21 protein-coding genes and 1 pseudogene are annotated in these 18,938 nt (G+C 38.4%); 12 read left to right on the top strand and 10 right to left on the bottom strand.

Features of this window, described 5'->3' with window-relative positions; translation table 11 throughout:
• Positions 1 to 561 precede the first annotated feature (561 nt).
• The 5 genes from WIW72_RS11220 (at position 562) to tenA (ending at position 4,494) form a co-directional block, all read left to right on the top strand.
• Entirely contained in the window at positions 562 to 753 is a 192-nt protein-coding gene (locus tag WIW72_RS11220; protein WP_337702893.1) for a hypothetical protein, read from the top strand.
• A 218-nt stretch (positions 754 to 971) separates the two neighbouring features.
• Positions 972 to 1,136 (top strand): hypothetical protein, encoded by a 165-nt coding sequence (locus WIW72_RS11215; RefSeq protein WP_009071800.1) that lies wholly within the window; start codon positions 972 to 974, stop codon positions 1,134 to 1,136.
• Positions 1,126 to 2,187: a hypothetical protein gene (locus WIW72_RS11210; protein ID WP_337702907.1), complete on the top strand. Its 1,062-nt coding sequence runs from the start codon at positions 1,126 to 1,128 to the stop codon at positions 2,185 to 2,187. Before WIW72_RS11215 ends, WIW72_RS11210 begins: the two co-directional genes overlap by 11 nt.
• 158 nt (positions 2,188 to 2,345) lie before the next feature.
• Positions 2,346 to 2,954, top strand: a complete 609-nt coding sequence (locus WIW72_RS11205) for a trimeric intracellular cation channel family protein (RefSeq protein WP_337702891.1) — start codon at positions 2,346 to 2,348, stop codon at positions 2,952 to 2,954.
• 874 nt (positions 2,955 to 3,828) lie between these two features.
• On the top strand, positions 3,829 to 4,494 hold the full coding sequence (gene tenA / locus WIW72_RS11200) for a thiaminase II (RefSeq protein ID WP_337702889.1): 666 nt from the start codon (positions 3,829 to 3,831) through the stop codon (positions 4,492 to 4,494).
• A gap of 2 nt (positions 4,495 to 4,496) precedes the next feature.
• On the opposite strand, the gene WIW72_RS11195 is transcribed toward tenA, so the two are convergent.
• The 3 genes from WIW72_RS11195 to WIW72_RS11185 form a co-directional block, all read right to left on the bottom strand.
• Entirely contained in the window at positions 4,497 to 4,820 is a 324-nt protein-coding gene (locus tag WIW72_RS11195; RefSeq protein WP_337702888.1) for a hypothetical protein, read from the bottom strand.
• Between the two features lie 62 nt (positions 4,821 to 4,882).
• Positions 4,883 to 5,191 carry a hypothetical protein gene (locus WIW72_RS11190; protein ID WP_337702886.1) on the bottom strand — a complete coding sequence of 103 codons (309 nt, stop codon included), beginning with the start codon at positions 5,189 to 5,191 and terminating at the stop codon, positions 4,883 to 4,885.
• 752 nt (positions 5,192 to 5,943) lie between these two features.
• Positions 5,944 to 6,354: a hypothetical protein gene (locus WIW72_RS11185; protein ID WP_337702884.1), complete on the bottom strand. Its 411-nt coding sequence runs from the start codon at positions 6,352 to 6,354 to the stop codon at positions 5,944 to 5,946.
• A 145-nt stretch (positions 6,355 to 6,499) separates the two neighbouring features.
• Between WIW72_RS11185 and WIW72_RS11180 the strand changes: the two genes are divergently transcribed.
• The gene (locus tag WIW72_RS11180) at positions 6,500 to 7,183 is read left to right on the top strand and encodes a peroxiredoxin (RefSeq protein ID WP_337702882.1); all 684 of its coding nucleotides are present in this window, start codon (positions 6,500 to 6,502) and stop codon (positions 7,181 to 7,183) included.
• Between the two features lie 48 nt (positions 7,184 to 7,231).
• On the opposite strand, the gene WIW72_RS11175 is transcribed toward WIW72_RS11180, so the two are convergent.
• Positions 7,232 to 7,744 carry a zinc ribbon domain-containing protein gene (locus tag WIW72_RS11175; protein WP_337702880.1) on the bottom strand — a complete coding sequence of 171 codons (513 nt, stop codon included), beginning with the start codon at positions 7,742 to 7,744 and terminating at the stop codon, positions 7,232 to 7,234.
• Positions 7,745 to 8,008: 264 nt separating this feature from the next.
• Between WIW72_RS11175 and WIW72_RS11170 the strand changes: the two genes are divergently transcribed.
• The 4 genes from WIW72_RS11170 (at position 8,009) to WIW72_RS11155 (ending at position 12,736) form a co-directional block, all read left to right on the top strand.
• Entirely contained in the window at positions 8,009 to 9,574 is a 1,566-nt protein-coding gene (locus WIW72_RS11170) for an ammonium transporter (protein ID WP_337702878.1), read from the top strand.
• A 156-nt stretch (positions 9,575 to 9,730) separates the two neighbouring features.
• Positions 9,731 to 11,113: a TldD/PmbA family protein gene (locus WIW72_RS11165; protein WP_337702876.1), complete on the top strand. Its 1,383-nt coding sequence runs from the start codon at positions 9,731 to 9,733 to the stop codon at positions 11,111 to 11,113.
• A 2-nt stretch (positions 11,114 to 11,115) separates the two neighbouring features.
• The gene (locus tag WIW72_RS11160; RefSeq protein ID WP_337702874.1) at positions 11,116 to 12,390 is read left to right on the top strand and encodes a TldD/PmbA family protein; all 1,275 of its coding nucleotides are present in this window, start codon (positions 11,116 to 11,118) and stop codon (positions 12,388 to 12,390) included.
• A gap of 223 nt (positions 12,391 to 12,613) precedes the next feature.
• Positions 12,614 to 12,736 (top strand): hypothetical protein, encoded by a 123-nt coding sequence (locus WIW72_RS11155; RefSeq protein WP_337709201.1) that lies wholly within the window; start codon positions 12,614 to 12,616, stop codon positions 12,734 to 12,736.
• Here the strand turns inward: WIW72_RS11155 and WIW72_RS11150 are convergent.
• From WIW72_RS11150 to WIW72_RS11130, 5 genes and pseudogenes are all read right to left on the bottom strand, one after another.
• Positions 12,715 to 13,695 carry a metallophosphoesterase family protein gene (locus tag WIW72_RS11150; protein ID WP_337702873.1) on the bottom strand — a complete coding sequence of 327 codons (981 nt, stop codon included), beginning with the start codon at positions 13,693 to 13,695 and terminating at the stop codon, positions 12,715 to 12,717. The two genes, WIW72_RS11155 and WIW72_RS11150, sit on opposite strands and share 22 nt — an antisense overlap.
• Positions 13,696 to 14,234: 539 nt before the next feature.
• Positions 14,235 to 14,514 (bottom strand): annotated as a pseudogene (locus tag WIW72_RS11145) (hypothetical protein).
• A 936-nt stretch (positions 14,515 to 15,450) separates the two neighbouring features.
• Complete coding sequence (locus WIW72_RS11140) at positions 15,451 to 16,092, bottom strand: maleate cis-trans isomerase (RefSeq protein ID WP_337702871.1); 642 nt, start codon at positions 16,090 to 16,092, stop codon at positions 15,451 to 15,453.
• Positions 16,085 to 16,663 (bottom strand): alpha/beta hydrolase family protein, encoded by a 579-nt coding sequence (locus tag WIW72_RS11135; RefSeq protein ID WP_337702869.1) that lies wholly within the window; start codon positions 16,661 to 16,663, stop codon positions 16,085 to 16,087. The genes WIW72_RS11140 and WIW72_RS11135 overlap by 8 nt, the downstream gene beginning before the upstream one ends.
• 31 nt (positions 16,664 to 16,694) lie before the next feature.
• On the bottom strand, positions 16,695 to 17,072 hold the full coding sequence (locus WIW72_RS11130) for a thioesterase family protein (RefSeq protein ID WP_337702867.1): 378 nt from the start codon (positions 17,070 to 17,072) through the stop codon (positions 16,695 to 16,697).
• 34 nt (positions 17,073 to 17,106) lie between these two features.
• Between WIW72_RS11130 and WIW72_RS11125 the strand changes: the two genes are divergently transcribed.
• Both WIW72_RS11125 and WIW72_RS11120 read left to right on the top strand, forming a co-directional pair.
• The gene (locus WIW72_RS11125; protein ID WP_337702865.1) at positions 17,107 to 17,820 is read left to right on the top strand and encodes a DUF3834 domain-containing protein; all 714 of its coding nucleotides are present in this window, start codon (positions 17,107 to 17,109) and stop codon (positions 17,818 to 17,820) included.
• The gene (locus WIW72_RS11120; protein ID WP_337702863.1) at positions 17,807 to 18,604 is read left to right on the top strand and encodes an MBL fold metallo-hydrolase; all 798 of its coding nucleotides are present in this window, start codon (positions 17,807 to 17,809) and stop codon (positions 18,602 to 18,604) included. Before WIW72_RS11125 ends, WIW72_RS11120 begins: the two co-directional genes overlap by 14 nt.
• Here WIW72_RS11120 and WIW72_RS11115 read toward each other — a convergent pair.
• Entirely contained in the window at positions 18,589 to 18,849 is a 261-nt protein-coding gene (locus WIW72_RS11115; RefSeq protein WP_337702862.1) for a hypothetical protein, read from the bottom strand. The two genes, WIW72_RS11120 and WIW72_RS11115, sit on opposite strands and share 16 nt — an antisense overlap.
• Positions 18,850 to 18,938 lie beyond the last annotated feature (89 nt).

The raw sequence follows: 18,938 nt of genomic DNA, 5'->3' as shown, positions 1-18,938 counted from the left end.
GCTAACTCGATTTGTCCTTTTCCGTTTGACATCTTTTCAGTATGAAGACGTCTAAAATTAAAAACTTCTCGCTAATACCGACTTCTTGGTATTACCTCCCTAAGATTCCCATAACTGCTGCGGTTTACATTCCGCGTTTTTGGTGTCTGTAGGAGTACTCGTAGTTGCGTTAGTGTTATCGGCCGTGAGGGGTAAGGAAGTAAGGACTACTCTAGTTGGTGTTGCAAGGAGGGCAAATTGATAAATCCCTTCTATTGCTCCCTAATAATTACTTTAACTTTTATTAGTTATTACAAAAATAACTATATATTCCAAAGATAGAAAATATAAGATAAAAGATTAAACAAATTAAAAATACCCCTAGTGAAATTTAATCCAGTATTCATTTTGAACACTCTTTAATTTAACTTTATATAAGGGTAACTGGAGTATATTAGTATGCCTTTTGGAGTAGAGGAAATCGATGAAATACTTAGAACATTATCCGTGGATAAGAGAAAACTGATATCAAGACGAATTCCTAAATCAATAATTCGTGATTACTGAAAATTTTTCAGACTAATGTTAAATTCAATTCCTTTCAAAACTATAATATTCGTAGTACCTACTAAAGAAGATGCTGAAAATATTGTTAGGGTCTTTAACAGAATCTTCCCTGACAGAGAGGTGTTAGCTTTTGCAGCAGAAAGTAATACTAACGAAATACTAATGTTAGTACAATTAGGACAAGAGTTCAGCCTTCATCGTGACTAATAGTCACTTTTCGTGACTATTAATCACTTAGCCTCATCACTCCTTCTCCCTCCCCATGCCGTCTACGGGAGCGGTAGTTGAACCACTCCCTTCAAGGACATGGAGAGTTTCATTGGGTGCCTTCCTCCACCTCGCGACTGCTCATAGACTTCACGGTGGCACCCTCCAATTTGATGTTAGCATAAAAGTCTAAAAATTTTAATGCTTCTAACACTCTTATGAAGCAAATAGTTTTCAAATCAACCGTCTCAAGTTATGGCACTGATAAGTATGGGAATAAGAGATATGGTATAACTATCCCCTCAAAGCTAAAGGAGAAGGGGAAGGAATTATACGGTAAGGAGGTGATTGTAATTGTCATCCTACCAGATGATGAGGAGTGAGCTAATTGGTTCTAAGGAAGCAATTGATAACTTCCAATTCGTGACTATAAATGGTAGGGTTGAGTTTGAAGGGGACGAAAGAATCTCAAGAATTGCTTATTATTACTCAAAGGCTGTGAAGGCCGGGGTTAACCTAGCTTTAAAAGGAGTTTCCCTAAACGATGCTGTTAGGGAGTTATACAAGATCATTCCTTACGCGTTCTATGCCGAAACGGCTTATAAACAAGTCTTAGCCCTTGTTGAGAATAAAGGGAGTAAGGTCGAGATTAGAAAGAGATGGATCGCTTGTAGGGGGAATAAAAGTGATAAGGGCAATAGGGGGATTAAGTTCCACGTTTTGGAAGACCACGTGGAAGTTAGAGTTAAAGACCCGTGGGGTAAGTGGGTTCACGGAAAGGCGTACTTCGGTAAAAAGTACTTACCATTACTTTCTGAGCTAGAGGAGTTATCTCGAAGGAAGGAGGAGGGTTACGGTGCTGTAGTAAGTTTCAAGGATCACCCTATGATCCACCTTCAAATCCCACTCTGGTTGTACTTAAAGCACTTCTCTTCACCAAAACCTAACGGTTACGGTTTGGTTGCTGGTTTCGATTTAAATAGTGATAGGTTGAATGTGGTTGTGGTTAATGAGGAGGGTAAAGTTGTTACTAAAAAGACGTGGTGGTATTCAGATGTTACTAGACCAAGTTTTCCTAAAGGGAAAGCTATGGCTTTACGTTTGAATGCTCTTTCGCAAGCCCTCATTTTCCTATCAAGGGTTGGTGCTGATTACGTTGTATTTGAAGACTTGTTCCTAGTTAAGAATAGGAGGTTCACTAGGAGCAAGAGTGGTAATAGGAAGATAACGCGTTTTGCTAAGAAGCAGTTGTTAACTCACGGTGTTATTAAATCACTTAGGTTAGGTTTCAACGTTATTCTAGTTAATCCTAAGGGTACTACAAACTCGGAAGAACACGACAGAGTAATGAGGGAGAAGGGTTTTGATAGGCATACAGCCTCTGCTTACTTAATAGCGTTAAAAGGATTAAAAGTAATTAAAAATAACGAGTAGTTACGTAAAAATGTTACAGACAATGAGAAGGCGAAGGAGCTAGGAATAGGAATAGGAGACAGTATCAACTAAACAATTCGGGATAACTAGAATTTAAATCAACGAGACGATATAGAAAGCTCTTTAAACTCCGATAATTAGTTAGTGAATAGACCTTAATGAACTTGGTACTTGATGCCACCAATTACATTGGTATTGTAGCTTTTTCTGTTTCTGGTGCAATTAAAGGGATTAAGAAAAACATGGATCTTTTAGGTGTACTGGTGTTAGGCTTCTCTACAGCGTTAGGTGGTGGAATAATAGCAGATTTACTCCTCGGCAAAACTCCTCTTACCAATTTAACGTACTTGCCTTATCCTACTGTTGCCTTACTATCGAGCTTGTTCACATTCGCGTTCTACAAGGTCTTTTCTCATGTTCAAAAGCCCTTACTTTATGCTGACGCTATAGGTCTAGCAGCTTTTGCAGTATCTGGTTCTTCTCTGGCATACTCGGTTTCTGAAAACGTGTTATTAGTAATTACTGTTGGGACTATCACAGCTACGGGTGGTGGTGTAATCAGGGATCTTCTCTCTAACGAAGTTCCCATGGTACTTACTAAGGACTTTTATGCTACAGTAGCTATTCTAGGCTCGGCAATTTACTTCTCTCTAAGACAGTTAGGATACTCGGATCTCGTAACGACAATAGTAAGTTTCACCATTGCTCTGGTAATAAGGGTTATGGCAATAAGGAATAAATGGGAGTTGCCTAAAATTAAGGTTTAGATTAAGTAAAGTTCTATGGTCTCTCCTTCTATCCCTTTTTTCTTGTTATTTCAACAATTCTTAGTTAGAGCTTTTTAGGTTTATTTTCTATTTAGTTTTTAAGACTATATGAGCATTAAGTACTTCTATTTTTTAATAATATCTATGAGATACAAGAATTTCATAGGTTTAATTATTTGTAGATTATGAATACACATTACTAGATCAGACGCTCAACTAATTTTTCAAAATCATAAAATTTTTACATCAATGTTTCTATTGTAAAGTAGTAGTGATATTGTTAACTCTAGAGTCTACCTACCTTAAATCTTACGGCTTATATTTCCTCTTACTGACCTATTTTCAAAAATTAATGAGGTAACAATATTTAATTCGTAAAACCTACTCACTACAAGAAATATTTAATTATTATTACGAGATCTGAGCACAAACTCCCACGTCCAAAAGAACTTCATAAAAGCTTATTTCCCACGATGGTTCTGTTATGCCTATGTTAAGACGTGGTTTAGTTATGGAGTGATGTAAGCCCCGTTAATTTGTGCAGTTAAGTCGCAGTTAACTGTACACTGTATTATATGGTTCCTATAAAGAGAACAATAAAGACGTCACTTCCACTTGAAATAAGGGTAAAGACATTCATAACGTGATTTGAAAGTAATACACACCTTGAGTATTCCCTGGTCTCCAATATTGGAAGATATAACCAAGACATCTAAACTCCTTCTAATAAAAATAAATGAAAAAGGAGAGAAATTGTGACAATTTAATAAACATAGAGCTAGAATGACAAATTTATTACACTCAATTTAATGAGATTAACAATGCTCTAGTTTAACTGAAAAAAGAAAAATAGGTGAAGAATGATGGTAATAATATGAGGTCTGACGAACTCTGGTCCGGCATAAGAGACGTTTATGAAGGTATCCTAACTCACCCTTTTATAAAGGGTCTCACAGATGGCTCTTTACCTCTTGAAAAGTTTAAGTATTATATTATTCAGGACTACCATTATTTGAAGGAATTCGCTAAGGCATTAGCCCTCCTTTCCGCTAAGGCTGAGAAATCAGAGGAAAGAGAGTTATTCGCAACTCACGTAACTCACGCTCTCGATGTGGAGAGGGTGCTTCACCAAGGATTTACAAAAGAGTGGGGAATAAACCCCGAGGAATATGAGGTCTCGCCTACTAACCTCTTATATACGTCCTATTTAATATCTGTAGTATACTCGAGACCCTTTCATGAAGGGGTAGCAGCAGTTCTCCCTTGTTATTGGATATACATGGAGGTGGGAAAGGAGTTGAAGAGGATGGGTAGTGCTAACAAGTTTTACCAGAAGTGGATAGACACTTATGGCGGAGAGGAGTACGAAAAGGGAGTCAGAGCTGTTATTCAAATCATAGATGGATTTGAGGTGACTAAGGAACAAGAGGAGAATATGATGAGGCATTTCAGAACTGCTTCGATATTTGAGTACATGTTCTGGGACTCTGCATATAAGCTAGAGAGATTTCCCTTTAGCTTAAAAAGGGCAGGGTATTAGGCTTACTGCTTTTGTTGCTCTTCGTCTTTTCCTCCTAACTTTTTCATTTCTCTAATAGGTCCCTTCATTGCGTCCTTTACTCCTTCAGTCAGTGTCCTAGTTACATCTTTGGTGTAGTTTATAGCTTCCTTCACAGTCCCTTTAAACTCCTTTTCCGCTTCTTTCCCTACTTCCATTGAAGCCTTTACTACGTCTTTCCCTACTTCCATTGTCTCTTTAGTTACACCTGCTGCTGCAGACATTGACGCTTTTCCGACTTCCTTTCCAGTCTCTATCATCTCCTTCACGTTTTTCTTCATTTCATCCATTAATTCTTTCCAAACCATATGATTATTTAGAATTTACTATATTAAAAAATTTTTTCATCAAAATGAAAAAACATTTTCATTTACTCAAGGTCTTCATAGGAATCCGTTTCTTCAGGATTTCTCTTTTTATACTCTTCATAAGCTCTCTGGTTCAGCTTAGGGTACTCGTTGACGTGTCTCTTATAAGCTTCTATGACTCTATACGCTATGTCTAACGCCTCTTGGTCTGTCAACCTAATTACCTTGTCTCCTTTGTCATCTGCTATGCGTACAAAGAAAGCACCGTCTACTACGCTAGTATCTTTAATAATGGGTGGTACCTCGTCGATTGAGATCCACACTATTCCTCCATCGTTTTTCTTGTGTACTTTTCTTACAATGACAGCCATGAGTTACAATCACTAGAGAAAGTTATAAAGCATTACTGTATTAGTAGCTCCATCATCTTTCTTGTCTGAACATTACAGCTGAATAAGTGTTAATCGTAAATGTATCTTTACCTTAATAAAAACTCTTTGATTTACAAAATGCGGTACGCTTCTTATTTCTGTCCTTTACATCACTTACATATAAAACTCACAGCATTCATTTGTAGAAATGAGATCGTATATATAGGGTAATAACACTGTAGATAATACCCAGTAAGTTTGACCAGTTTGGGCTAGCCCACGATTGCTATATCTTATTAGTATTAAATATTCTATATCAATATATATAAAAAATATATTATTTTACAAATAGTATTTATGAAATTGTAAATACGCGATATCCTAATTCATTCCAAGAATTCACTTTGTTTATAGTTTAGAGTGAATTCTATTAAAAGATAATAGTTAGTATTTAAAAAGATATAAAATAACTGTTAAAATAGATTAGATTTACATCTTAAATAAGATAAGTCTTTAGCATTAACTTTGAAGAAAAATAGAATTCGTTATGGTATTTCCCCACTTTCGTATTATCCGTTAGAATTACTCCTTTGGGCTATCTCCGGTCAGCTAAATCTATATAGAAATAATATCTGTAACATTTTAAAAATCCGCTATATTATAAATTAACAATCAGGTATTTACTCGTTTGAAAAAATATTTTAATTATCTTAAATTTTTATTAAATGTTAATTTTTAGTGTTGGAATTTAATCATAATGTCTTGGTACCATTAACGTAGATTTGTAATGATCCAGTGTAGGATTTCATAGGTGCCTTTATAGTCAAGGTGAAGCTCATACTCTGTCCGTGGTTTATTGTGGTTGGTAAGGATGGCGATACACTCAAAAGAGTGAACGGAGCTGATACGTTAATCCCGGTTATTTCAGTGGGTAATAAGCCGTTATTTGCCATAGTCAGCGTTATAACAAAGGTTTGACCGCCGTGGAGAGTTAAGGAAGAGTTACTATACGACGTGTGGATCGTATTGATCAGGAAACTGTTCTGGTATTCCACGTAAATGCCTTGTACGTTAACGGTGTAGAAGTACCCGTTACTGTAGAGGTAATATGTAGCACCTGCCAATATCAGTAGGATTACGATAGCTGCTATAGCTCCTTTCATTTCAGGGTGTTATTACACTCCTCTTTTATTAAGATTGTTCATAAGCCAATCTTATAAAGAAGCTTTAAATCGGAATAACTTCAAATTAGAAATAATCATAAATTTTAAATAGTACTAAGTCTAATTTAATGTAGGTAAAAGAAAAATGGAAGAAGAATTTAGAATGCCTTTAATAGGTGAAAAGTTTCCTGAACTAGAGGTTGAAACAACTCATGGAAGAATAAAGCTACCAGACCAATACAAGGGTAAATGGTTTGTGTTGTTTAGCCATCCTGGAGACTTTACACCCGTATGTACTACCGAGTTCGTGTCTTTTGCTAAAAAGTATGAAGAGTTTAAGAAGTTAAATACAGAACTAATAGGTCTTTCCGTAGATACTAACATCAGCCACATAGAATGGGTTAACTGGATAGAAAGTACTCTGAAGGTGGAGATACCTTTCCCTATAATAGCAGACCCTATGGGCAGAGTTGCAAAAAGACTAGGAATGATTCATGCCGAGTCATCCACATCTACAGTAAGGGCAGTATTCATAATTGACGACAAGAGCACAGTGAGGCTTATAATGTATTATCCCCTCGAGTTGGGAAGAAATATTAACGAGATCCTGAGGAGTATAAAAGCTTTACAGTTAATAGACAAGACCGGAGCTGTTATGCCGGCAAATTGGCCTAAGAACGAGATAATTGGTGATAACGTGTTGAATCCTCCTCCAAGAACTGTTAAAGACGCTAAGCTGAGGTTAGGGCAATATAAAGGCTATGCATGGTGGTTAACTTACAGAGAAATAGATAAGAAGGAAGCTGAGGAGACAGCTAAATACATCTGAACGATTAAACAAAAAGAAAAATATTTTCCCCGCCTTTATTTAATTTCTTTACATTAACTTTGTTCCGCAATTTAAGCAGAACTTAGCCCCGGGCGGGTTCATATATCCGCACTGGGGGCATCTTATTTGTGTTTGAGGCATTGGCTGTTGAGGTGTTGGTTGTCCCATTGGTGATTGCATCGTTCCAGGCTGTGGTCCCATTTGCATTCCCATGGGCATTTGCATGTCAAAGAGACCGTCGTTTATCTGTTTATCTATGTTACCGAATAATCTTCTGTTAATCAATTCTCTACCAATGGGTCCTATATGCTCTTCTTCTACAATTATGGTGAAATCGTTAGGATAACCCTTAACCCTTACAATTACGGTTTCTACGTGGTGAAAATGTCCTCTTTTTATAGCCCTTATCTCGTAATCCGCATATTGTGGCATAGTTGGTTGCATCATTCCCATTGATAATTGTTGGACTTGGCTTTCCCAACCTTCGCTTAAGAACATGTTATTTATCTCTTGGACTAATAACGGTATATTTACATATCTCCCTGTATATGTTTTTTGCATAGTATAACTCTATTTTCACATGATTATATTGGTTGCTGTTATTAGGATTTGGAAACGGCATTCTGAGAGGACTTCTTATAAGGTTTAAACTTTTCAACGAGAATTTTTTTAGATAATACATTTGAAATAAAAAATATTCATAAAGTCCAACTAGTTTATAATTGACGATATCTTAACTGTTTTCTTGTTTGTCGATAAAAAATTAAAAACCTTAAGTGTAAATCTCAGAAATATTTAAAACCAATTTAAGTTTAATAGGTGTTGATGCCTAAAAAGATCTGGTTCGATGAAAAGTGCTTAATTAAGTTAACAATAATCTTAAGTTTAACAATTTTTGTAATAGCTTTTTCACATTCGTCTTCAGCACAAACCACTAGCAATATTACAGCTGAAATTCAATCTTTAAACCAATCCATTTTAGCTTTAGAGAATCACACTGCAGACTATCCTTCTGCAGCGGTACCATCTTGGCTTGACACCGGAAGTAATGCGTGGATGCTTACGGCGGCTACATTCGTAGGTCTTCAAAGTGTCCCTGGTGTTGCACTCTACTATGCAGGCCTTTCTAAGAAGAAGTACGCTGTTAATTCCGCTTTAATGGTGTTTTATGCATTTGCTGCTGTCCTAATAGTTTGGATGATCGCTGGTTATAATGCAGGTTTCGGTTATCCTGCATTTATTCACGTTGGAAAATACGGTATTATGGGTTATCCGTTACCGGCTTGGTTAGGTAGTTATGAAGCCCACCAGACAGTCTTCGGACCAAGGGGTGCTCCAGTTGATATACCTACATCGACCTTCATATTTTTCCAGTTTGTCTTCGCTGCTATAACCCCAATATTACTCGCTGGTGGTATTATCGAAAGAATGAACTTTAAGGCATGGATGGTGTTTGTACCTCTATGGTCTTTACTGGTTTACAGCCCCGTAGCGTATTGGTTATTCGCAGGAGGTTGGCTAAACCAGTTAGGGGCTGTAGACTTCAGTGGAGGTTATGTAATTCATGTAGATGCTGGTGTGGGTGCTCTAGCTGCTGCATTAGCTGTAGGTCCTAGATTAGCTAGTGAGAGAAAGTTAGAGGCTCACAGTTTACCTTTAGTCTTGGCAGGTGCGGGGCTTATATGGCTAGGATGGGACGGATTTAACGGTGGTGACCCCGGAGGAGCTACAATAGATGCTGCGATAGCTGTATTAAACACTAACATAGCTACTGCAGCAAGTGCCATAGCATGGATGCTTATGGATATGAAATTCTTCAAGAAGCCAACGTTAGTAGGTGCTACTTCAGGTGCAATCACTGGTTTAGTAGCTATAACGTCAGCAGCAGGATACGTGAATGGTTGGGAGGCAATGGCGATAGGAATTGCGTCTGGAACGGTACCATGGCTTGCCTTATACAAATTAGAGCCTAAACTAAAGGTAGACGACACATTAGGAGTCTTTTCCACACACGGGATTGCTGGAATACTTGGTGGTTTACTTACTGGTGTATTTGCAGACCCTAATGTCACACAGTACGTAGATCCAGGCTTAACTGGTGCACTCTATGGTAACTGGTACCAATTGGCTGTTCAAGCGTTAGGAGTTGCAGTAGTATTTGCATATGACTTCACAATGACGTTCGGTCTGTTGAAACTCATAGGTCTGTTCATACCGCTTCAAGCTAAACCCACTGAGCTTGCTGTAGGAGATTACGCAATGCACGGTGAGGTGGCATACTCCGAATTATTAGCAACCTTACCTGAGTCTGCTAAACAAGAAAAAGAGGAAACAGTAGAAGCGAAAGAAGAAGAAATAGAAGCGAAAGAAGAAGAAAAGGAAAAGAAATAAGTTAGTGTTAGATAATTTAAGTAAAAATATAGTAATTAAAATTAAATAAATAATAACAACAAATCTTTTTAAGACCTTATCTGTTTTTTCTATTATATCTATTTGTGCTTTGCTTTATTACTTTAGATTTTTAGGTTTAGGCATATTAGTTATACTATGGAGTATTTGCTACGAAATTTTTCAACCTTTAAGGAGATAGAGCTCAGATACCAATCTAATTCTTATCTTAATATAGCGATAGTTAATGGAAAACCTAGTGGTCTTTACAAATGGTCTAAAAGAGGGTACAGTGTTAGGGCTTTTGACGGTTCATCTCTTCTATTCTCTTCTTCACCTACTCCTGAAGGTCTAGAACTAAAAGGTTTACGGTTTAGGAGTTGGGAGAAAGGAATTTCTTCTGATAAAAGGGTTGGCGGAGAGTATTCAGTAAAAGAGAAAATAAAATTAGACAACATATCGACTGAAGAGAAGGTCAAACTCTTAGTAGACCTCTCTAAATTAATCTACTCAGATAAGAACCTTAAGTCTAAGGTTGTCTCAGTTAATTTCTATTACACGGAGTCAAAGGAGGAAAAGGAGATAATTTTTGAGGACGGTGTTAAAGTAAAGGGTTATGTGCCTAGGGTCAGTCTGTACTTTTCTATAACGTTGAAGAACGGCGAAAGATCCGCGACTATTGCTAATGGAGATCTAGGAGGTAGCGGAGGGTTTGAAATCGTTAAAAATTGGAACCTTGAGGAATTCCTCCTGAGCACTTTGGAGTCAGTTGATAGAGTTCTGGAAAAAGGAAAAGCGGTAACGCCGAGTAGAAAAGACGTAATCCTGAGTAATCAGTTAGCGGGGATAATTGTCCATGAGTCCGTAGGTCATCCCTTCGAAGCGGACAGGATTTTAGGGAGGGAGGGAGCACAAGCTGGGCTGAGTTATTTAGTAGGGAAGAATTTCGGAGAGAAGTTAGCTAGCGATAAAGTCACTGTAATAGACGATCCCACGATCTACGGTAGTTCTGGTTACTACCTTATAGATGACGAGGGGATAGAAGCAAGACCTAAATATCTCATAAAGGAAGGAGTAATTAATGAGCTTCTTCAGGATAGGTTCTCTGCTTATAAGTTCGGTGTTAACAGTAACGGATCTGCAAGGGCTTCAGCGTATGACAGAGAACCCCTAGTAAGGATGTCGAATACGTTCTTTAAACCTAGCGACTTTACTTTTGAGGAGTTGATAGAGGACGTAAAGGATGGGGTTTACTTCAAATCTTATATGGAGTGGAATATTGATGATTTGAGGGTAGGGGAGAGATACGTAGGGCTTGAGGCTTATGAGATTAAAAACGGGGAGATTGGGGAGCCACTTCTCTTCCCCGTTTTAGAGACTACTACTTTTGAGCTTCTGTCTTCGATAGACGCGGTGGACAATACTCTCTCCTTTTATAGAGGGACTTGTGGGAAAGGGGACCCTGATCAACCGATCCCCGTGTGGTTTGGTGGACCTAACATGAGGGCGAGGAATATAACCGTAAAGGTAAGGGGTGAGTAAGCGTGGAACTGGAGAAAATACTTGACGGTCTTAAGGGATTTGACAGTATAATAATAAAGAAAGTTAAGACTAAGAGGTTAATTGTAAAGTTTGTTTTAAGCGAAATAGCGGAAGTCCAGAGGTTAAATGAAGTTGAATATTCTGTCTCTGTAGTCAAAGGTAAGAGATTTTACTCCTATACTTTCTCTGGAGAGGAAGAACTGGATAAGATAATTACGGGAGTAAAAGAGGGATTTAATTACACTGTTGAGAGCGATATAGTCCCGCAATTGACTGAAAACGATGGTGAAGTGAAAGTAAAAGAGGATAACGCTGAGTTAAGGTCTGTGATAGAAGGACAAGACGTAAGTTTTATAGATTCAGTGTTGGCGAAGTCAGAGTTTCCGAGTTCTGGGATAGTGAACGTTTATGAGACGACGACTGAGCTTATGACGAACAAGGGGTTTAAAGGAACGGAGACCAGAATAAGGGCTGACGGTTATGCGAGGTCTTTTAACGGTGAGTATAGCGGTCAGTGGGCATTTTTCTCTGACTCGCTTAAGGAGTTTAACGAAACCCTGAAAAAGGCTAATGAGTTCGCTTCAATAACTGGTAAAGTGAGGATAGACGACGGAAAGTATAACGTTGTTCTCTCACCTCTGGTGGTGGCTAATTTCATGGTGTTCTTTGCTGACTTCGCTTCAGCTTTCAGCGTAATGACAGCGTCATCCTTCCTCGCTAAATATAAAAAGGGTGAGAAAGTAGCCAGTGAACTTCTCACAATATCCGACGTCCCCAGAAAGGGTAGGATTGCAGAATTCGATGATGAGGCTACCTATACCAGAGATAAGGAGATAATTAAGGACGGGGTATTTAATTCGCTGTTGTTTAACAACGAGTTAGCCCAGATTTTCGGAGAAAAGAGTACCGGTAATGCAGGGTTAATATATCCCATTGCTTATTCTTTCGAGATTAACTCGGGAGACCAATCTCTGGACTCGTTATTGGCGAGTAGCAAAGAAGTGATCTTTCTTAATAACAATTGGTATACCAGGTTTCAGAACTATTATGAAGGAACATTTTCAACTGTAGGCAGGGATGCAATAGTATATTATAAAGAAGGTAAACCGCAAGGTGTTGCTGGTAGAATAAGAATATCTGACTCCTTCCCTAACTTGATGAAGAATGTCAAAGGACTCGGAAAGGATAAATATAGTGTGAGGTGGTGGGACGCACCTATACCTACTATCTCGCCGTATGTGTATGTAGATGGTGTTAACATAACTAAAGCTTGGTAAAGGTGGAATTAGCGTCCTATTTCTATTTTTTAAAATTTTAAGCTAAGAAGAAATTCTACTTATTTACTTGCTATTTTATATTTATTGAGTGGTAACTTATTGTTATTGACATTAATTCTTTCCATTTTGACTCTTCAGACTATTTAAAGCGAAGAATAGCAGGAAGAAAGTAGAGAATGTAGCTTATTCTGAGCTTTATAACTTGAGTTTACCTACGCAATCTTTGTTTGATGAACTAAAAGATAGGGACTTCGTTACGACGTTATTGGGATTACAAAAAGTAGAAGATAACATGTATATAATTCCTTTTCTAGCATTACTTAATTACCCATGCCTAAACATATAGGTCTTTACTTTGTCTCCCTCAAGTACTAGGTACAAGGAGTGAAGAATTCCCTCGCTGTATTCACTCCCTGGGTTAAATATCATAGTCCTGCCCAATTTATCGAAGCCCTTAGACTCATGAATGTGACCGTGGAGCCCAACTAACGGTTGATATTCCTCGATTATTCTTCTAACACTTATAGAACCTACATGAGTAAACACGATCTCTCCTCCCTTTACTACTGGTTTTAGATTCGAGTCGAGTAACGGCGCGTTGTCAAGATGAGTATTATAAGGGGGAGCATGAAGGTTATATATTGCCTTGCTCTGGTCTTTTATCTTATCAGCCATTTCCTTCAAGTCTTTATATAACGAGTTCTCGTCCTTCTCTCTTGGTGTTTTCCAAGGTGTAGGGTTTACATAACCGTACGAGATCATCTCATGTCCTCCTATGTCGATTATTTCTCCTTCGCATCTCTTCATTATATCAGACTCCTCTATTACTCGAAATAAATATTCTGGATCATCATTCCCTAGGTTCACATAAATAGGAATGTTAGCCCCTTTGAGCTTTTCCTCCGCAATCTTCATCCAACCTCTCACAACACTCTCCATAGCCTCCTTAAACTTCTGGTTTACGAGGTCTTTATTATACTGCATTTCCTCGTACTCTTTTTCACTAACTATAGTGTAATATTCCCCTCTCTTTCTAATTTCCTCTGTTAATTGCGCTAAACCTTCTTTTCCTACCTCTTTTTCTTCTATTCTGTATTTGCCGTTTCCAAGGTCAATAATTGCGTAAAGTGCTTTTCCTGCCAGATCTCCGCCAATTATAAAGGCGTCAACTTTGAATTGAAGTCCGGCATTGAGAAACTTTTTGAATACAATATCGGAACCGTGAATGTCACTTGTAAATAATATTTTAACTTGGCTGCTTTTCTTGTCAATAGTCTTATCAGAATTCCTCCTAAACAGACCCACGAGTTGACTATTTGTTTGTTAGTTTTTAAAGTTGTCCTATTAAAGGTTTTATGTTTCAGGATTCGTCTTAACTGCCTCAGGTCTACTACTTTTAATTCCTTCTGTTAATGGACATTTCTCACTAAATTTTCATAAACAATTAATAATGCTACGGGAGAACCATAAATCACTTATTTCGTTTTACGTTAAGTCTGCACATCGTAGAGTTGAAGTAACTCGAACAAAACTATCTTAGCTCCACACTGTGGGTTTCGTTAAACTGACTTCCTTATATAAAACATATTAGTCAGATCTGGGTAATACAGATCTGACTGGGGTGTAGGCCGTGACGCTCCTTGGGCTTAAAGCTTGCCGGGGAGCTTGGCCACCTCCAACTCGGACCGGAAGTTGGGCAAAAAGCCCGAATAAAACATAAGGGTGAGTGTAAGTGGAGGCCCCCAGTTGCAGGAATAGATGTATCAAAAGATAAATTAATTGTACTAAAATAAGCAGTTTAACGCTAGTGAGTAAAGCGGGTTTCATGGCGTAAGTAGTGTGGACTATGCTCGATTTTCAAGGAAAGTTTTTATACCGGAAGCTTCCCCCCCCTGGAAGGGTCGAGGGTTCCCTCCCAGAGGGCTCATCGTTCCCACCATTGATTCGGGTTTACATCTCTCATCTGGTGGGCAGTCGAGTGGCTCAGAGAACCACTCCCATGTGAAGATGGGACTTTCATTGCTAAGCTCTAGTCCCTTGAAGGAATAAGGAAGATAACGGTTGCTCCTCTCACAGTCCCATTAAGCCCTCAATCGAGCTGGGGAAGAGCGTCATTAGCGTCACTAAGAGAAATTTTGGCAAAGGAGCATTTAAACTTTCTATAAGGGGCTATCCATCACTTGGCGAGGCCCCCCCCCCTTAACCCCTTTCTTTGTAAAATTTGGCTTATATTCGTGTCACTATCATTAACTAGTTATTGTGTAATTTAGTAAATAAATATTAAACCGTGATTCAATGAGTACATGCGTGGATAAGTACATACTTAAATTTCTAAAGAACACATCAGGAACGATAGAAGCCATAACTAAAGCTCCACCTAGCGACGAGTCCTTCAGGAAATTAATAAAGAGAATAATTATTGACGAAAGTGAGAGACTGAATAGCGTTCTATTCGGTGATGACATGGTTACCGCCATGAAGGCTGGGTACAAGACCGCGATACTCGGTTATCTCCACTCTGCTGAGGAAAATAACAGGTTTCTTATAGAGAGGGCCTCTCTTTCGGTCTTTGTGAAAAATACTACCGAGGCTTACAAAAGAGCGTTGGAGAGAAGGGAGTGGCACAAACTAGTCGATGACGGTTTTATAATTAGGTCTGGAGGAGAAGGATTAACTAGGATAAGGAAGTTCGCTGGAGGCAGGGAGGTCAACGGTATAACTATCTATTTTGCCGGGAAACCTGTGTGTGAAAAACATTTGAAATGGGATGGATATTCGCTTTCAATCCATGAATTGTATAAAGAACTAGGTTTTAAGAAAAAGAAGGGCAAGGAGGATATAAAGTGTAAATACTGTAAACAAGAGGCTAAGTATTTCACGTTGGCAATGCCTAAAGCTAGTGCGTTAATAGCTCTAGCTTGCGAAACGGTAGGCAAGAAACCTAACTCCCTCCTCAAGATTTACGCTAATTTGTCACGAGTTTTACACCCTTACGGGTTTACGGATTTGCCCAAAGAGAAAGTTTTTACCGTGTGGGCTAGGGATCTTTTAATGATATTGTTAGAAATCAATCAACTCCTTTTCCCTTGCGACTTCAAACATAGCACCGGAAGCGGTAATAACGGGAAGTCTGCCTTCCATTTCCTGAAGTATTGGAAGAGTAGAAAGAATGGTACAAGCGATGTAAACGGCATCAGCTGAAGACTGTTGAGCTACCTTAACTGCTTGTAACGTGAGTTCATGCGGTGTAGAAGCTATTTCCTTCCCTCCAGTCCTTCCGAGGGCTATTGAACCAATCACTTCGAATCCGAAATCTTTAAGCCACTTTATTTCGTAGTCATGCCTCCTCTGGTTATAAGGGGTGACCAAGTAGATTTTTTTAGCTTCTAACTCCCTGAGCCTAGTTATAATCGCTTCTGTTGCGATTATCGTCGGTTTGGAGAAGAACTTCCTCATTCTTTCCCACTGATTTTTGAAGAAGACTCCGTAAGATCTAGCATAGAAGATCACGTCGCTCTTTTCGACTTCGTGTTTGATCTGGCTTAATTCTTTATACATCCTTTCCATTTCGTCCTTCCTTATACCGTGCCCGGGGTAGAACTTCATATTAAAGATATTAAACCTCCCGGGGTAGAGGTAATTAACGTCCCTTGGTAATGTCGGGTTTTCTTCAGATATTATCAGGGAAGCCGTCTTAGGCATAGTTATTCGCCTTAACCCACTCTGTTATTATCTTCCAGATCTCGTTGTAGTGTTGTCCTAGAGGCGAATGCTTCATTCCTTTTATTATATATAGTTGACATTTACCTCCGTATTTACGTATCTCATCGCACAAAATAATCGAGTGCTCTTTCAATACTACGTCGTCATTCTCTCCGTGTATTAACAGCGCATTTTTAATTCTGTCAGCGTACTTTAACGGGTACCACTCTAACTCCTCCTCAGGTAAGTTCTTTATGTCCTCGTATATCTTACGTTGAATAGTGCCGGGTGGGAATTTCGAAAGGTATTCCTTTTGTTTTCTCCTATCCGAGGGGGCGGAAACTGCTATGGCACTTTTTCCCTTTAAAGCCGCAGCAATTAAAGCTACTAAGCCTCCTCTAGAATGACCAGCGATTAGGTCAAAGTCGTAAGTTAAAGCTTTTTGAACACCTTCTTTAGCCTCGATCTCGAACTCAGGTATTAATACTTCTCCGAATTGGCGCAAAGGTTTTGCTAACCATTCTACTTTCTCTGGCGACGATCCTTTACCGTGTAAGACTAGGGATTTCATAGAGTTTACACTACATCTCGAAATTAAAAAATCAAGTTTTCGACACTCTATCCATGAATTCCTTCTCGTTTACAATAACTCTCTCGTGAATTCCTTCCCCTATTTTGACGTCTTTATAATATGCTTCGACCTTAAATTTTAACCTCCTGTTGTTTATCTCAATAAGAGTTGATCTCACTCTTACTTCGCCCCCTACTGGTGCAGGTGCTAAGTGTTTTATGTCTACGTGATAACCTACAGTAGTCAGTCCTTGTTCCAGGTGTTTTTGAGATAGAGTGAAAGAAACGTCTTCCATAAAGCCTATCATACATGGAGTAGAAAGGACATAAACAGCACCGCTAGAGATTGACGATGCAGAATGTTCTGGAAGAACTTTAAATACTTTTTCTAGTGTCTCTCCTACTTGCATACAATATTTATAGTCATTAAGCCAAATATTTTTTATGATAGTTAGTGCACCATTTGCCGGACCGGTATCGTTCCCTCTATTGGTTTATAAAGTATTGAGCGGCGGAAAGTCCTCATTCGAGTTAAGAAACAGTTGTGAAAATCCTCAACTTAGTGAAGTAGTTCTCGACTCAATAACTAACGTTGCGAAACTTAATGTAAAGGGCTATTCGATAGTTGCAGGAGTTTACATCAGGATGTACTCTTTAATAGGAGATAAGACTAAGAGGCCTTCAAAGATCTTCACGATCAAGCAAGGGACTCTAGCAGATTATAATGCAAGGCTTTACGCTGTTATAAGAGGAATTGATGAGGTAATTAACACTACTGCAGATGAGGCTGTGAAAATGGCTGAAGCTGGAAAAGGAATAGGTGTTGTAGGGATAGAAGTTAAATTAGGGGAGATCTTTGAAGACGAGATGAAGACGTTAGGTTACTTAGTACCCCAATGCGTAATTTATGCAAAAATTAATGCCTCTGAAGTTCTCAAAGCTTATTCAGAGGGCATAAAAATGATTAGGGAAAAACCGGAAGAAGCTGCAATGATAATTTCTTCTGCTAGTAAGTACTATTCGTTGGATATTATGAGGAAGATAATAGGTATTTATTCACATACGCTAACAACTTCCAGGGAAGAACTGGAAAAGGCAATAAGAGTTTATAGTGTTGTTGAACCAAACGTGAGGGATCTAAAAATTGAAGCTAAATAGAGACGTTGAAGTTATCCCGGGAAGTCCTAACACCCTTGTTTACCAAGGAAGAGTGGTTGTTGATCAAGGAGGGAAAAACGCTAACTTGACACTGAACGCTGAAGTTCAACTTGCAACCCATGGGCACGCAGATCACATTGCCGGGTTACTAGATAAAAATGCGAAAATTAAGTATCTACCTAAAGAAGACTACTGGTCTCTGACTTTAATGGGTAGGAGGTGTATGATTTACGGCTTTAGTTCTAAGGAAGATAAATACTTTACTTTTGATCTGGTTAAAGAGGATTTAAGGGATGAATTCAGTGAAACTGAGGTAGAAAAGGTTAAATTGCAGGGGCACACGCCGGGTCAAGTTGGTTATATCTTAGGGGGAGTTCTTTATGCGGGTGATTCCTTTTTCGGCCAAAAGGTCTTAGAGTCTTTCGGCGTACCTTTCTACAGCGACTTTTGGAAGGCTACGGACACACTTGAGTCCTTAAAGGAGATAATAAAAGGTGTAGAACAAGTAGTTATCTCTCATGGTCCCGTGTATAACAATAGAAAGAAAATGGAGGAATTATTAGATTTTAATATACAATTTAATCTGAAACTTGTTCAAAAAATTAAGGAATTGATAACCAATAAAGAGAGGACGGCAGAAGAAGTGACTTACTTAGTTTCAGGATCTAAAGAGATCACAAACATAATGCTAAATTCCGTAACAGTGAAGAGTATATTGATGGGGATAGCAAATGAAGTGAAAGTGAGTGAAAAAGGGATCGTGTATGCTTACAGATCACCTTGAAGTTTGGAGTTAGCTATGTTAATAATCTTCTGAAGTTTATCTGGGCCTAAATCTTTGTGTTTTTGCATAAATTCCTCTAAAGTTTCCTTCTTTTCAGTGAAGACTTTAACCAGTAGTTTGGTAGCCAGTTGTTGAGAGAATTCAGCGTTCCCTACTATTTTGTTTATTTCGTCAGCTAACTCGTCAACGGTACAAATGGACTTCTTTGCTTCCACTTTATTACCGACCTTAAATTTCCAACCCACAATAAAGGAATAATCAGTACGCATAATTAAGTTTAAGTTATTATGTTTGTTTATAATTCGAAGTAAAATTAATGTATAGTTATTCTTAA

The organism is Stygiolobus sp. CP859M (assembly GCF_037389975.1).
Lineage (GTDB): Archaea > Thermoproteota > Thermoprotei_A > Sulfolobales > Sulfolobaceae > Stygiolobus.
This window is presented reverse-complemented; position numbering and strand designations above follow the sequence as displayed.

Excerpts from the sequence above, each read along its gene's own strand:
- WIW72_RS11180 (WP_337702882.1), top strand. The coding sequence starts at position 6,500 with ATGGAAGAAGAATTTAGAATGCCTTTAATAGGTGAAAAGTTTCCTGAA.
- WIW72_RS11140 (WP_337702871.1), bottom strand. The coding sequence starts at position 16,092 with ATGCCTAAGACGGCTTCCCTGATAATATCTGAAGAAAACCCGACATTA.
- WIW72_RS11170 (WP_337702878.1), top strand. The coding sequence starts at position 8,009 with ATGCCTAAAAAGATCTGGTTCGATGAAAAGTGCTTAATTAAGTTAACA.
- tenA (WP_337702889.1), top strand. The coding sequence starts at position 3,829 with ATGAGGTCTGACGAACTCTGGTCCGGCATAAGAGACGTTTATGAAGGT.
- WIW72_RS11185 (WP_337702884.1), bottom strand. The coding sequence starts at position 6,354 with ATGAAAGGAGCTATAGCAGCTATCGTAATCCTACTGATATTGGCAGGT.
- WIW72_RS11205 (WP_337702891.1), top strand. The coding sequence starts at position 2,346 with ATGAACTTGGTACTTGATGCCACCAATTACATTGGTATTGTAGCTTTT.
- WIW72_RS11165 (WP_337702876.1), top strand. The coding sequence starts at position 9,731 with ATGGAGTATTTGCTACGAAATTTTTCAACCTTTAAGGAGATAGAGCTC.
- WIW72_RS11195 (WP_337702888.1), bottom strand. The coding sequence starts at position 4,820 with ATGGTTTGGAAAGAATTAATGGATGAAATGAAGAAAAACGTGAAGGAG.
- WIW72_RS11220 (WP_337702893.1), top strand. The coding sequence starts at position 562 with ATGTTAAATTCAATTCCTTTCAAAACTATAATATTCGTAGTACCTACT.
- WIW72_RS11135 (WP_337702869.1), bottom strand. The coding sequence starts at position 16,663 with ATGAAATCCCTAGTCTTACACGGTAAAGGATCGTCGCCAGAGAAAGTA.
- WIW72_RS11215 (WP_009071800.1), top strand. The coding sequence starts at position 972 with ATGAAGCAAATAGTTTTCAAATCAACCGTCTCAAGTTATGGCACTGAT.
- WIW72_RS11125 (WP_337702865.1), top strand. The coding sequence starts at position 17,107 with ATGATAGTTAGTGCACCATTTGCCGGACCGGTATCGTTCCCTCTATTG.
- WIW72_RS11210 (WP_337702907.1), top strand. The coding sequence starts at position 1,126 with ATGAGGAGTGAGCTAATTGGTTCTAAGGAAGCAATTGATAACTTCCAA.
- WIW72_RS11130 (WP_337702867.1), bottom strand. The coding sequence starts at position 17,072 with ATGCAAGTAGGAGAGACACTAGAAAAAGTATTTAAAGTTCTTCCAGAA.
- WIW72_RS11190 (WP_337702886.1), bottom strand. The coding sequence starts at position 5,191 with ATGGCTGTCATTGTAAGAAAAGTACACAAGAAAAACGATGGAGGAATA.
- WIW72_RS11175 (WP_337702880.1), bottom strand. The coding sequence starts at position 7,744 with ATGCAAAAAACATATACAGGGAGATATGTAAATATACCGTTATTAGTC.